The sequence below is a fragment of the Nonomuraea sp. JJY05 genome, from assembly GCF_043496855.1.
Classification (GTDB): Bacteria; Actinomycetota; Actinomycetes; order Streptosporangiales; family Streptosporangiaceae; genus Nonomuraea.
In genome coordinates, this window is record NZ_JBIEIS010000004.1 from 320,595 (window position 1) to 333,206 (window position 12,612).

9 protein-coding genes and 1 pseudogene are annotated in these 12,612 nt (G+C 74.0%); 3 read left to right on the top strand and 7 right to left on the bottom strand.

Translation table 11 applies throughout. The annotated features are described in order from the left end of the window. Positions 1–43 precede the first annotated feature (43 nt). Both ACFKCF_RS07460 and ACFKCF_RS07465 read left to right on the top strand, forming a co-directional pair. On the top strand, positions 44–2,839 hold the full coding sequence (locus ACFKCF_RS07460) for a glycoside hydrolase family 2 TIM barrel-domain containing protein (protein ID WP_394492007.1): 2,796 nt from the start codon (positions 44–46) through the stop codon (positions 2,837–2,839). Positions 2,840–2,928: 89 nt separating this feature from the next. Next, complete coding sequence (locus ACFKCF_RS07465; RefSeq protein ID WP_394492009.1) at positions 2,929–3,738, top strand: class I SAM-dependent methyltransferase; 810 nt, start codon at positions 2,929–2,931, stop codon at positions 3,736–3,738. Positions 3,739–3,754: 16 nt separating this feature from the next. On the opposite strand, the gene tuf is transcribed toward ACFKCF_RS07465, so the two are convergent. From tuf to ACFKCF_RS07485, 4 genes and pseudogenes are all read right to left on the bottom strand, one after another. Beyond that, positions 3,755–4,933 (bottom strand): elongation factor Tu, encoded by a 1,179-nt coding sequence (gene tuf, locus ACFKCF_RS07470; protein ID WP_394492011.1) that lies wholly within the window; start codon positions 4,931–4,933, stop codon positions 3,755–3,757. A 290-nt stretch (positions 4,934–5,223) separates the two neighbouring features. After that, a complete protein-coding gene (locus ACFKCF_RS07475) occupies positions 5,224–6,099 on the bottom strand; it encodes an NAD(P)-dependent oxidoreductase (RefSeq protein WP_394492013.1) in 876 nt (291 codons plus the stop codon). Further along, a complete protein-coding gene (locus ACFKCF_RS07480) occupies positions 6,092–6,505 on the bottom strand; it encodes a hypothetical protein (RefSeq protein WP_394492168.1) in 414 nt (137 codons plus the stop codon). The genes ACFKCF_RS07475 and ACFKCF_RS07480 overlap by 8 nt, the downstream gene beginning before the upstream one ends. A 6-nt stretch (positions 6,506–6,511) precedes the next feature. Then, positions 6,512–6,982 (bottom strand): annotated as a pseudogene (locus tag ACFKCF_RS07485) (NAD(P)-binding domain-containing protein); the annotation flags it as partial. 80 nt (positions 6,983–7,062) lie between these two features. On the opposite strand from ACFKCF_RS07485, the gene ACFKCF_RS07490 reads away from it, so the two are divergent. After that, the gene (locus ACFKCF_RS07490; protein ID WP_394492015.1) at positions 7,063–10,131 is read left to right on the top strand and encodes a BTAD domain-containing putative transcriptional regulator; all 3,069 of its coding nucleotides are present in this window, start codon (positions 7,063–7,065) and stop codon (positions 10,129–10,131) included. Positions 10,132–10,310: 179 nt separating this feature from the next. On the opposite strand, the gene ACFKCF_RS07495 is transcribed toward ACFKCF_RS07490, so the two are convergent. The 3 genes from ACFKCF_RS07495 to ACFKCF_RS07505 all read right to left on the bottom strand — a co-directional run bounded on the left by ACFKCF_RS07495 (position 10,311) and on the right by ACFKCF_RS07505 (position 12,593). Then, positions 10,311–10,919: a maleylpyruvate isomerase family mycothiol-dependent enzyme gene (locus tag ACFKCF_RS07495; protein ID WP_394492017.1), complete on the bottom strand. Its 609-nt coding sequence runs from the start codon at positions 10,917–10,919 to the stop codon at positions 10,311–10,313. 95 nt (positions 10,920–11,014) lie between these two features. After that, positions 11,015–12,247 carry an RNA polymerase sigma factor gene (locus tag ACFKCF_RS07500; protein WP_394492019.1) on the bottom strand — a complete coding sequence of 411 codons (1,233 nt, stop codon included), beginning with the start codon at positions 12,245–12,247 and terminating at the stop codon, positions 11,015–11,017. 10 nt (positions 12,248–12,257) lie between these two features. Beyond that, positions 12,258–12,593 carry a YciI family protein gene (locus tag ACFKCF_RS07505; RefSeq protein WP_394492170.1) on the bottom strand — a complete coding sequence of 112 codons (336 nt, stop codon included), beginning with the start codon at positions 12,591–12,593 and terminating at the stop codon, positions 12,258–12,260. Positions 12,594–12,612 lie beyond the last annotated feature (19 nt).

A 12,612-nucleotide genomic window follows, 5' to 3' on the forward strand; every position in this document is an offset into this window, starting at 1 on the left:
TCATCGATGACGAAACCATCTCTAACCTCTAGGCTCGACCGCGATGGATCTCGAAACTTTCTCCCCCGGTTCGGGTCTGCTCGAACCCCGGGCAGCACTCCGCTCTGACGCGCCCGCCCTCGACCTCAACGGCACGTGGCGCTTCCGCCTCTCACCCACCGCGAACGTCCCGGACGACTTCGCCCAGCCGGCCTTCGACGACGCCGGCTGGGACGAGCTCCCGGTCCCGTCCCACTGGAACCTGCACGGGCACGGCGCGCCCGCCTACACCAACGTCGACTTCCCGATCCCCGTCGACCCGCCCCACGTCCCGAACGAGAACCCGACGGGTGACTACCGCCGCGTGTTCGACCTGCCGGAGGGATGGACGGGCGGCCGGCTGCGGTTCGAGGGCGCCGACTCCTTCGCCAGGGTCTGGCTCAACGGCCACGAGCTGGGCTTCTGGACCGGCAGCAGGCTGCCCGCCGAGTTCGACGCGGGGCCGTACCTGCGGCCGGGGCGCAACGTGCTGGCCGTCCGCGTGCACCAGTGGTCGGCCGCCAGCTACCTCGAGGACCAGGACATGTGGTGGCTGCCGGGCATCTTCCGCGACGTCACCCTCACCCGCTCCACCGCCGACGTCTTCGTCCGCGCCTCCTACGCGGACGGGCGCGGCACGCTGAGCTTCGAGGGCTCGGGCACGCTGAGCGTCCCCGAACTGGGGGTCGCGGACCTCGCGCCCGGGGCGGAGGTGACGCTGGAGGCGGAGCCGTGGACGGCCGAGACGCCCCGCCTGTACGACGCCGTCCTCACCCTCCCCGAGGAGACGGTACGGCTGCGCGTCGGCTTCCGCACGATCTCCATCGTGGACGGCGTGCTCCTGGCCAACGGCCGCCCGCTGCTGTTCAAGGGCGTGAACCGGCACGAGTTCCATCCGGAGAGCGGCCGTGCGGTGACGTACGAGACGATGCGCGAGGACGTGCTGCTGATGAAGCGGCACAACGTCAACGCCGTCAGGACCAGCCACTACCCGCCCCACCCCGACTTCCTCGACCTGTGCGACGAGCTGGGCCTGTGGGTCGTCGACGAGTGCGACCTCGAGACCCACGGCTTCGGCGAGGTCGGCTGGCGCGGCAACCCCACCGACGACCCCCGCTACGCCGACGCGCTGCTCGACCGCATGCGCCGCATGGTCGAACGCGACAAGAACCACCCCAGCGTCATCATGTGGTCGCTCGGCAACGAGGCGGGCGTCGGCAGGAACCTGGCCGTGATGTCCGACTGGACCCGCGAACGCGACCCGTCCCGCCCGATCCACTACGAGGGCGACCGCTCCTGCGCGCACACCGACGTCTACTCCCGCATGTACGCCTCGCACGCCGAGGTCGAGCTCATCGGGCGGCGCGAGGAGGCGCCGCTGGACGACCCCGAGCTGGACGCGCGGCGGCGGGGCATGCCGTTCATGCAGTGCGAGTACGCCCACGCCATGGGCAACGGGCCCGGCGGGCTGGCCGAGTACCAGGAGCTGTTCGAGAAGTATCCGCGGCTGGCCGGCGGGTTCATCTGGGAGTGGATCGACCACGGGCTGGCGCATCCGGAGTACGAGTACGCCTACGGCGGCGACTACGGCGAGCCCGTGCACGACTCGAACTTCGTCATCGACGGCCTCGTGTTCCCCGACCGCACGCCGTCGCCGGGCCTGATCGACCTGAAGAAGGTCTTCGAGCCGGTGCGGTTCGAGTTCGGGGACGGCGTGGTGCGCGTCGTCAACGGCCACGGCTTCGCGGACCTGTCCCACCTGGAGTTCCTGGCCACGGTGGAGGCGGACGGGAAGACGGTCGCCGAGCACCGGCTGACCGTGCCCGCCGAGGGCGGCGAGGTCAAGCTGCCCGCCGCGACCGGCCCGGACCCGGGCTCCGAGGTGTGGCTGATCGTACGCGCGGTGCTGGCGGCCGACCAGCCGTGGGCCGGGGCGGGCCACGAGGTGGCGTGGGGCCAGGCGCTCCTGTCACCGCTCGTCGGCGAGGCCGTCGAGGGCGCGCCCGCGACGTGGACCGCTGGACTGGTCCGCGACGGCGGTGAGATCTCCGTGGGCGAGTCGGCCTTCGACCTGGAGACCGGGCGCCTGGTCAGGCTGTTCGGCGTGGAGGTGGAGGGGCCGCGGCTCGGGCTGTGGCGGGCGCCCACCGACAACGACACCTACGGCGGGCTGGCCGGCAAGTGGCGCGGGCTCGGCCTGCACCGCCTCACCCACCGCGTGGACGAGGTCGAGATCGGCGACGCGCTGACCGTGCGCACCCGGGTGGCCCCGGCCGCGACCGACCTCGGCCTGCGCGCCACCTACACCTGGACGGCCGCGGGCGCTGGCCTGGAGCTGACGGTGGACGTCGAGCCGGAGGGCGACTGGGCCGATCCGATCCCGCGCCTCGGGCTGGACATGACGCTGCCCGCGGGCGCGGTCGAGAATGTCACCTGGTTCGGCAGGGGGCCGGGCGAGGCGTACCCGGACACCGGCATGGCCGCCAGGGTCGGCCGCTGGCGGGCGAGCCTCGACGAGTTCCAGACGCCGTACGTGTTCCCGCAGGAGAACGGCCACCGGGCGGACGTGCGCTGGGCCGACTTCGGCGCCTTCACGGTGCGCGGGTTCCCGGTGTTCGGGCTGACCGCGCGGCCGTGGAGCGCCTTCGACCTGGACCGGGCGCGGCACCGGCCGGACCTGGTGCCGGGAGAGCGCGTGCATCTCGGCCTGGACCTGGCCCAGCAGGGCATCGGCACCGCCACCTGCGGGCCCGGCGCCCTTCCCGCCTACGACCTCAGGGCCGGGCGGGTGACGTTCAGGCTCCGCTTCGAGCCCAGCTGACCGACGGATCTGATCATGCGCGGTCCCCTTCCCGGGGGCCGCGCAGCCTTCGTGCTGACCGTTCACCGACGTTCAACGGGAGGAATGTGATGGATGCCAAGGAATACCTGGCCGGTGTGTTCGACCGCGCGTCCGGGACGTACGAGCAGGTGGGGGTGCCGTTCTTCGCGCCCGTGGCCGCCGAGCTGGTACGCCAGGCCGCGCCCGGGCCGGGCGACCGCGTCCTGGACGCCGGCTGCGGGACGGGCGCCTCGCTCGTGCCCGCGGCCCAGGCCGTCGGCCCCACGGGGCGGGTGGTCGGGCTCGACCTCGCGCCCGGCATGGTCGCCGCCGCCACGGCCGAGATCGAGCGGCACGGCCTGAGCCACGCGACCGTCCTGCTGGGCGACGCGGAGCGGGCCGAGGAACTGCTGCCGGGCGAGCGGTTCGACGTCGTGCTGGCCGGGATGATGCTGTACTTCCTGCCCGACCCGCTGGCCGCCGTACGCTCGATGACCGGGCTGCTACGGTCCGGGGGCCGGCTGTCCGCCAGCCTGCTGGTCCGGTCGAGCCCGGTCGAGGTCGAGCTGCTCGGCCTGGTGGGGCGGGCGCTGGAGCCGTACACCGCGGGGGCGGGCGGCGCCCCGTTCAGCCACACGCTGGGCTCGGCCGAGGAGCTGACCGGGCTGTTCGAGGCGGGCGGGCTGGGCGGGGTCCGGCACGAGGACGTGGTGTTCGAGGTGGTCGTCGAGGCGGGACAGGTGTGGGACTGGCTCTGGTCGGCCGCCCGCAGGGCCCCGCTGGAGGCGATCCCGGAGCACCTGCGCGAGGAGGCCCGGGCGGCCCTGGAGGCGGCGCTCCCCCAGGACCGCTTCGTGCTTCCCCGCACGGTCCGCTTCGCGACGGGCTCCCGCCCCTGACCGGACCGAGAGCGGGTCAGGCGTCGGGCACGGTGAGGATCGTGCCCGCGCCGACCGTCAGCCCGCCCTCGCGGATGGCGAAGCCGAGCCCGGGCTCCAGCGCGACCGCCTTGCCCAGCTCGACCGACACGTCCACCGTGTCACCCGGCCGGGCGGCGACGGCGTCGGCGCCGAGCGTCAGCTCCCCGGGCACGTCGGTCGTCCGCAGGTAGAACTGCGGCCGGTACCCGGACGCGATGGGCTTGCGCCGCCCGCCCTCCTCCGCGGTCAGGAGGTACACGCGGGCGGTGAAGGACCGGTGGGCCCGCTGGCTGCCGGACGCCGCCAGCACCATGCCGCGCCGTACCTGCTCGCGGCGGACCCCGCGCAGCAGCACGGCCGCGTTGTCACCGGCCTCGCCCCGCTCCATCGTCTTGCCGAACGTCTCCACTCCCGTGACGACGGCGCCGAACGCGTCACCGAACCCGACCGCCTCCACCGTGTCACCGACCCGGACGGTGCCGCGCTCGATGGCCCCGGTGACGACCGTGCCCCGGCCGGTGACCGTGAGCACGTTCTCGACCGGCATGAGGAACGGCGCGTCCACGTACCGCACCGGCACGGGGATGTGCTCGTCCACCGCCTGGAGCAGCGCCTCGATCGACGCGATCCAGACCGGGTCGCCCTCCAGCGCCCGCAGCCCGGACACCCGCACCATCGGGACGCCGTCGTAGCCGTGCTCGGCCAGCAGCTCCTGCAGCTCCAGCTCGACCAGGTCGGTCAGCTCCGGGTCCGCGCCGTCGGCCTTGTTGACGGCCACGACCAGGTGCTCGACGCCGACCCGCTTGGCGAGCAGCACGTGCTCCCTGGTCTGCGGCATGATCCCGTCGTGCGCGGACACGACGAGGATCGCGCCGTCCAGCTGCGCCGCCCCCGTGATCATGTTCTTCACGTAGTCGGCGTGCCCGGGCATGTCCACGTGCGCGTAGTGGCGGGTGGCGGTCTCGTACTCGACGTGCGAGATGTTGATCGTGATCCCGCGCCGCGCCTCCTCGGGCGTGCGGTCGATCCGCTCGAACGGCGTGTACGTGGCCTGCCCGCGCTGCGCCAGCACCTTCGTGATGGCGGCGGTCAGCGTGGTCTTGCCGTGGTCGACGTGCCCCATCGTGCCGATGTTGAGATGCGGCTTGTTCCGTACGTAGGCCTGCTTGGCCATGGTTCCTTCCTTGAGACCTGGTTTCCGTGTGACCCGTGCTCGGGGCCGACAACCTCCCCCCGCCGGGTCACCTCAGGACTCACGGGAGGAGGTCAACGCTCCAGGCCGTCGCAGGCACGCTCGAGCACGCCCGGCACCGCGGGCGTCGCAAGGAGAGCGTGCAGGAACATGAGGAACATAGTGCGATCCTCAGCACACGACCGCAACCGAATATTCCCAGGCCTGGGCGAACCGATGCCACCCTCCCGTCGCCCATCTGGGTGGCCGGCCGCATTCCTGTCCTGCGCCCCTCATCGGACCCTGAGCAGCTCGTATACGGCGGCGAAGCTGTCGTCGCCATGCCCGTCGGCCGACCGCCTGTCGAGCAGCTCCTTCAGCGGCCGGTGCAGGGCCGGGTCGACGCCGCGCTCGCCGCTGACGGCGATCAGGGTGTCCACCGCGGGCCTGTTCAGGTCGATGGTCGAGGCCGCGCCCCCGTACCGGCCCGATCCCGCCTCCCCGGCCAGCTCGGGCAGGAACGCGGCCATGCCCCGCAGCCAGGCGGCCGCCGCCGGCGCCAGCGTCTCGGGATCGGTGCCGAAGGTCTCCAGCAGCGCCGCGGCGTGCAGGAACCCGGTGAGCGCGGCGTACCCGGTGCCGAGCACGGCCAGGCTGTGGACCTCCGCCGCGGCCGGGTCGGCGCCCACGTAGTGGGCGGCGGCCATCACCTCCAGCGCCGTGCGATGCTCGGCATACGCGCGCTCCGGCCCGCTGTAGAAGAAGAACGCCTCCGGCGTGGCGACCGTGTGCGGCAGGGCCATCATGGCGCCGTCCAGGTAGTCGGCGCCGTGCCCCGCCGCCCAGGCCGCCAGGTCCCCGGCCTGCTGCGGGGTGCCGTTGGCGAGGCCGACCACCGTACGACCGGCCAGGCGGGGCGCGGCCTGTTCCAGAGCCTGCCGGACCGCGCCGGGGTCGAGCAGCGGCACGATCACCAGGGGGCCGGCCTCGACGGCCGCGGTCACGTCGCCGGCGGGTACGGCTCCCTCAGCGGTCAGGACACCGGCCTTGGCGGCGGTGCGGTTCCACACGGTGGTGCGGTAACCGGCGGCCAGGAAGGCGCGGGCGATGGCCGTACCCATCCGGCCCAGGCCGAGGACCGTCACGCGCGGCGCGTCGCGCTCAGTCACGCCGCGACTCCTTGGACAGGGCCTGGGCGGTGCTCGCGATGCCGTCCGCGCTGTGGCCGCCGGTGGCGGCCACCTCCAGCAGACCCCTGAAGAGGTCCGGCACGTCCGTGCGCACGCCTGCGGCGGCGCTCGCATGGATGAGGTGGTCCATCGCGGCGGCGTGCACGTCCACCGTGCCGTCGTCGTCCGGATAGCGGCCCTCCTCGATCTGGCGGGCGTGCTCGGTCAGGAGCGAGGTCACGAACGGCATGTGGCCCACCGCCGCCTGCGCGAACGCGGTGGGGGCGACTCCTTCCGCGGAGACCAGGGCCACCGCGTGGTAGAAGCCCGCCAGCGTGCCCCACGCCAGGCCGAACAGCGCACCGTCGTACACCGAGGCCAGCGCCGGGTCCGCGCCCAGATGCACGGCGTTGCCCAGACTCGCCAGCGCCGCCCGGTGCGCGGCGAAGGCGTCCGCGTCACCGCTCAGCACGAACAGTGCCTCGGGCCGGCCGACCAGCCGCGTGCCGCTCATCGCCGCGCCGTCCAGGTAGCCCACGCCGTGCCCGCCCAGCCAGGCGGACATCTCGCGGGCGGTGCCGGGAGTGCCGGAGGTGAGGTTCACCACGGTCTTGCCGCGCAGCTCGTCCCGTACGGGATCCAGCACCTCGCGGACGGCGTCGTAGGAGGTCAGGCAGACCACCACCAGCGGGGCGGCGGCCACCTCCGTGACCGTCGCCGCAGCCGTCGCCCCCTGCGCGACCAGCGCGTCCGCCTTGGCCCGCGTCCTGTTCCACACCACCGTCCGATACCCGGCCGCCAGGAACGCCTGAGCCAGCCGGGTGCCCATCTGCCCCAGGCCGACCACCGATACGTCCATGCGAGAACTCCTTACCCTGTGCTCTGTCTTTCGGCGACCACTCTGCGCGGCGACGCTGTCGGGATGCTGTCGATCTCCTGTCGGCCGCTGGGTAGCGTTGCGGCATGCACTTCGCGTATCTGGGGCCGCTGGCCGTCACCACGTCCGATGGGCGGCCGGTCGCGATTCCGGAGGCGAAGGTCCGCGCTCTGCTGGCGGACCTGCTCGTCCACGCCGGGCGGCCGGTGGCGGCCGACCGGCTGGTGGACGACCTGTGGGGCGAACGCCTGCCGGGCGATCCGTCCGGGGCGCTGCAGACCAAGGTCTCCCGGTTGCGCGGCGCGCTGGGCCGGGCCGAACCCGGGGCCGAGGCGCTGGTGGTGTCCCAGGCGCCGGGATACGCGCTGCGGGTCGGACCTGAGGACGTGGACGCCGGGCGCTTCGCCCGCATGACGGCCGCCGCGTACGCGAGCGACGATCCGCGCGCCCGCGCGGACCTGCTGGCGGACGCGCTGGCGTTGTGGCGGGGACAGGCGTTCGCCGACCTGGCCGACGCCGAGTTCGTCGCCGTCGCCGCCACCCGGCTGCGGGAGCAGCGGCTGATCGCGCTGGAGACGCTGGCCGAGGCCCGGCTCGAACTGGGGCAACACCTCGAGCTGCTAGGAGAGCTGGGCGAGCTGGTGGCGCTCCACCCGTTGCGCGAACGGCTGCGCGCGGTGCAGCTTCGTGCGTTGTACCAGGCGGGGCGGCAGGCCGAGGCACTGGCCGCCTACGCCGAGCTGCGGGAGCGGCTGGCCGACGAGCTCGGCGCCGATCCCGGCCCCGAGCTGACCGCCCTCCATCAGGCGATCCTGACCCACGATCCGGAACTGAGCCCGCCCCGGTTCCCGACGACAGTCCCGGCCTCCTCCACACCGGCGCCGCTGACCGAGCTCGTCGGGCGCGACCCGGCCGTGGCCGCCGTACGCGAGCTGCTGGCCGGGAACCGGCTGGTGACCTTGACCGGGCTCGGCGGCGTGGGCAAGACCCGGCTGGCGGAGGAGGTGGCCAGGCTCGAAGGAGGGGACGGCCGGCTCGGCGAGGTGCGCGTCGTGGGGCTGGCCGAGGCGGTCGGCGCGGACGAGCAGGTGAGTGCCGCCCTGGGCGTGCGCGAGGATGCGGCAGTGCGGCTGGAGGACCTGCTGCGGTCGCGCCGGCTGCTGCTGGTGCTCGACAACTGCGAGCAGGTGATCGACTCGGCGGCCGATCTCGTACGCCGGCTGCTGCGCGCCGCCACGGGCCTGCGCGTCCTGGCCACCAGCAGAGAGCCGCTCGGACTGGCCGGAGAGGCGGTGTGGACGGTGCCGCCGCTGTCGCAGGACGACGCCGAGCGCCTGTTCACGACCCGCGCGCAGGCGCTCGCGACCGGGGCGGACCTGGATCCGGAGGCCGTCGCGTCCATCTGCCGCCGCCTCGACCGCCTCCCCCTCGCCCTGGAGCTGGCCGCCACCCGGGTGCGGGCGTTCGGAGTGCGGGGGGTGGCCGCCCGGCTGGACGACCGGTTCCGGCTGCTGGCGAACGGCCCGCGCGCCCTGCCGCCCCACCAGCGGAGCCTGCGCGCCGTGATCGACTGGAGCTGGGACCTGCTGGGCGAGGACGACCGCCGGGTCCTGCGCCGCCTGGCCGTCTTCTCCGGCGGCTGCACGCCGGCGGCCGCAGAGGCGGTGGGCGGCCCGGACCTGGACGTCCTCGACCCGCTCGTACGGCTGGTTGACCACTCGCTGGTCACCGTCACCGGCGGCCCGCGCTACCACCTGCCCGAGTCGGTCGGCGCCTACGCCCTCGAACGGCTGGCCGAGTCGGGCGAGACCGAATCCGCCGAGGCCCGGCACGGCGCGTACTATGCCGGACTCGCCGAGCAGGCCGACCTGCGCGGCCCCGAGCAGCCGCGGCGGCTGGCCCGCCTGGACCTGGAGCTCCCCAATCTGCGTGCCGCGCTCCACCGCGCCGTGCGACGGGGCGACGCAAGCGGTGCGACGCGGCTGGCCCTGGCACTGACCTGGTACTGGCTGCTGCGCGGCCGGTTCACCGAGGCCCGGCGGTCGCTGGAGGAGACGCTGACGCCGGCAGGCGACGTTCCGGCGGACCTGCGCGACGCAGCCGCTGTCTGGCATGCCGGCTTCACGCTCCTGGCCGGAGGCGACGCTCCGGCCGACGTGCCCGAGAGCGACGACGCGCCGGCCACCTGGTTCCTCGGGTACGCCCTGTTCACCAGCGGCAAGGACCTCGCCAGGAGCGAGGACTCGATGGCGCGGGCCATGGCCTGCTTCCAGGCCGCCGGCGACCGATGGGGAGTCGCGGCCACGCGCAGCGTCCAGACCCGGCAGGCCTTCATGCGCGGTGACCTGAGAGCGGCGCGGGAGTACGGAGAGTCGGCCCACGCCTTGTTCGAGGAGCTGGACGACCGCTGGGGGCGGCTGCAGACGACGTACCCGCTCGCGGCCCTGGCCGAGACCAGCGGCGACTACGAGCGCGCGGCGCGGCTGCACCGAGACGGTCACCAGTTGGCCGAGGAGCTCGGCTTCTGGACCGAGGCCGCGGACCGGCTCACCGGACTCGGCCGGATCGCCCTGCTCAACGGCGACTTCCGGGGGGCGGAGGAGCTGCACGGGCAGGCCGTGCGGATGGCGGCCGAGCACGGGTACGCGGCCGGGGAGGTCCATGCCGAGATCGGGCTCGCGCTCGGCGCCCGCAGGGAGGGCCACCTCGACGAAGCCGAGGTGCGCCTGAGGAGGCTGCTCGCCTGGCATCGCGCGCGCGACTTCGACCCGGGGCCGGCGCTGCTGCTGGCCGAACTCGGCTTCGTGGCCGAGCGCCACGGCGACGCCCGTGCCGCGCTGGAGCTGCACCGCCAAGGGCTGGACGTGGCACGTTCCGGTGGCGATCCGCGGGCACGCGCCCTCGCACTGGAGGGGCTGGCGGGTGCATACGCGCTGGCAGGAGAGCCGGCACGGGCCGCTCGCCTGCTGGGGACGGCGGCCCGGCTTCGCGAATCCGCGGGAGCCCCGATGCCGCCGGCCGAACGCGGCGACGTGGACCGCATCACCGCCAGGATCCGCGCCGCCTTGGACGAGGAGGATTTCGCCACCGAGTTCGCCACCGATGCGCCCGACGGGGATGGCGAGCTCGACGCGCAGACCGGCAACACTCACTGAGGACCACTCAGACGGGACCGGAGCCAGTGCCGGTAGGTGGCCAGCGTGGATCTCATGCGTGCGACGACTGTTCCACGCGGTCGCCGAGGCCGCGCAGCCAGCCCGCCAGCGCGGAGCCGATTCGAGACCAGCACCAGGTTGCCGGAGAACGCGAGCAGCACCCACAGCGCGGCCGGCGATCACGGTGTGGAACGCAGGTTCTCGCGGGCGGCCCGGCGGCCGGTGGCGAGCAGGAGGAGGTCGGCCGCCGGTCCGCGCACCTCGCGCGGTCCCTCGCCCGCCGACCAGCCGGCGTCCGTGGCGATCAACCGCGTGGTGCGCAGCAGCTCCCGGCCACCGTAGAACCGGCTGGCCGCCACGTGGTCGAGCGCCGCGACCGCCGGCTCGGCGGGCATCTCGCGCGTACGGCCCAGCGGGCGGGCCATGTCCTGACCGTGGACGAGCGCGTCGACCAGCGGGTCGAGCGGGCTCGCCCCCGGAGCGCGGCGGGCCGAGCCGGCCGTTTCGCGCAGCTGCGCGATGAGCTCCCGCGGCTGGAACCGGGCCGCACGCTCCCGGGCGAGGTCGGCGACCATGCGGTTGAAGTCGCCCCGCGCCCGGATCGCGCCCTTGATCGCCACGAACAGGGTGGTACGCGTCGAGAGCGTCAAATGGGCGGCCACGTCCCGGACCGTCCAGCCGTCACACAGCGAGGCGGCGTCCCACTCGTGGTCGTCCAGGTCTTCCAGGAAGGCGGCGAGGCCGAGCCGCTCCGCCTTCGTCCAGGCGAGTATGTCGTCGTGTCGCATGTCGGATCCCCTCGATCGATGGTTTTCGAGCCGCGGCCGGTACGGCATGACCACGAACGGGACCCGGCCGGATGGACCGCCGCCCGCGAAATTCCTCAGGATTCTTCGACGGCGGCCAGGCGGCGCAGGAGGTGGACGCGCTCCGGCTCGCTCCCGGCCACTTCCAGGGCCGCGCGATAGGCCGCGGCGGCCTCGGGGAGGCGGCCGAGCCGGTGCAGCAGGTCGGCGCGCGCCACCAGGTACGGGTGGTAGCCGCGCAGCCGTGGCTCGCCGGCCAGGTCGTCCAGCAGGGCCAGCCCCGCCTCCGGCCCGTCGCGCATGGCCACGGCCGCCGCCCGGTTCAGCGCGACCACCGGGGACGGGTCGAGTGCGAGCAGCACGTCGTACAGGGCCACGACCTGCGGCCAGTCGGTCGTGGCCAGGTCCGCCGCCTCGTCGTGGAGGGCCGCGATGGCGGCCTGCACGCCGTACACGCCGGGCGGGCCGCCGCTCAGCGCGGTCACCACCAGCGCCGAGCCCTCCTGGATCAGGTCCCGGTCCCAGCGGCCGCGGTCCTGCTCGTCCAGCAGCACCGGCTCGCCGCCGGGGCCGGTACGGGCATCGCGGCGCGCGTGGACCAGCAGCAACAGCGCCAGCAGCCCGGCGACCTCCCGCTCCGAGGGCAGCAGCCGGCGCAGGATGCGCGCCAGCCGGATCGCCTCCTCGGCCAGGTCCAGGCGCTGCAGGTCGGGGCCGGAGCTGGCGGCGTACCCCTCGGTGAAGATCGAGTAGATCACCTGGAGCACCCCGGGCAGCCGCTCCGGCAGCTCGTCCGCGCCGGGCACGCGGAACGGGATGCGGGCCTCGCGGATCTTCTTCTTCGCCCGGACGATCCGCTTGGCCATGGTCTGCACCGGCACCAGGTAGGCCCGCGCCACCTCCGGCGTGGTCAGCCCCGCCAGGCAGCGCAACGTCAGCGCCCCGCGGTCCTCGGCGGGCAGCGCGGGGTGGGCGCAGGTGAAGAACAGCTGCAGCCGCTCGTCCGGCAGCTCGCCGTCCGCGTCGGCCGGCGGGGCGTGCTCCGCCCGCTCCGCCTCCACCTGCAGGATGGCCAGCCGCGCGGCGAAGGCCTGGTCGCGCCTGAGCCGGTCGACCGCCTTGCGCCGCGCCGTCGTCATCAGCCACGCGCCCGGCTTGGGCGGCACGCCCTCGACCGGCCAGTGCTTCAGCGCCGCCTCGATGGCGTCCGAGGTCACCTCCTCGGCGAGGTCGAGGTCGCCGAACCGGCGCACGAGCGCGGCCAGCAGCCTGCCGCGCTCCTCCCGGAAGACCGCCTCGACCTCACGCACCTCAGAGACCTCAGACACCGAAGTCGGCGACCGGGCGCACGACCACCGACCCGCCGCCGCGCGCTCCCGGGCAGCGGGCGGCCCAGTCGAGCGCCACGTCGAGGTCCGGCACGTCGATCACATAGAAACCGCCCAGAACCTCCCGGGTCTCGGCATACGGCCCGTCGGTCACGGTCCGCACGCCGTCCCTGTCCACGCGCACGCTCGTGGCGGTCACCAGATCGGCCAGCGACTCGCCGGAGACCCAGATTCCCGCCTCGCGCACCTCCTTGTCGTAGGCCATCCAGTCCTCGACGGTGCAGGGGTCGTCCTGGTCGTCGGAGGTAGCGGCGTTGATCAGCATCATGTACTTCACGGTGTTCCCC

Excerpts from the sequence above, each read along its gene's own strand:
- ACFKCF_RS07460 (WP_394492007.1), top strand. The coding sequence starts at position 44 with ATGGATCTCGAAACTTTCTCCCCCGGTTCGGGTCTGCTCGAACCCCGG.
- ACFKCF_RS07465 (WP_394492009.1), top strand. The coding sequence starts at position 2,929 with ATGGATGCCAAGGAATACCTGGCCGGTGTGTTCGACCGCGCGTCCGGG.
- tuf (WP_394492011.1), bottom strand. The coding sequence starts at position 4,933 with ATGGCCAAGCAGGCCTACGTACGGAACAAGCCGCATCTCAACATCGGC.
- ACFKCF_RS07490 (WP_394492015.1), top strand. The coding sequence starts at position 7,063 with ATGCACTTCGCGTATCTGGGGCCGCTGGCCGTCACCACGTCCGATGGG.
- ACFKCF_RS07495 (WP_394492017.1), bottom strand. The coding sequence starts at position 10,919 with ATGCGACACGACGACATACTCGCCTGGACGAAGGCGGAGCGGCTCGGC.
- ACFKCF_RS07505 (WP_394492170.1), bottom strand. The coding sequence starts at position 12,593 with ATGATGCTGATCAACGCCGCTACCTCCGACGACCAGGACGACCCCTGC.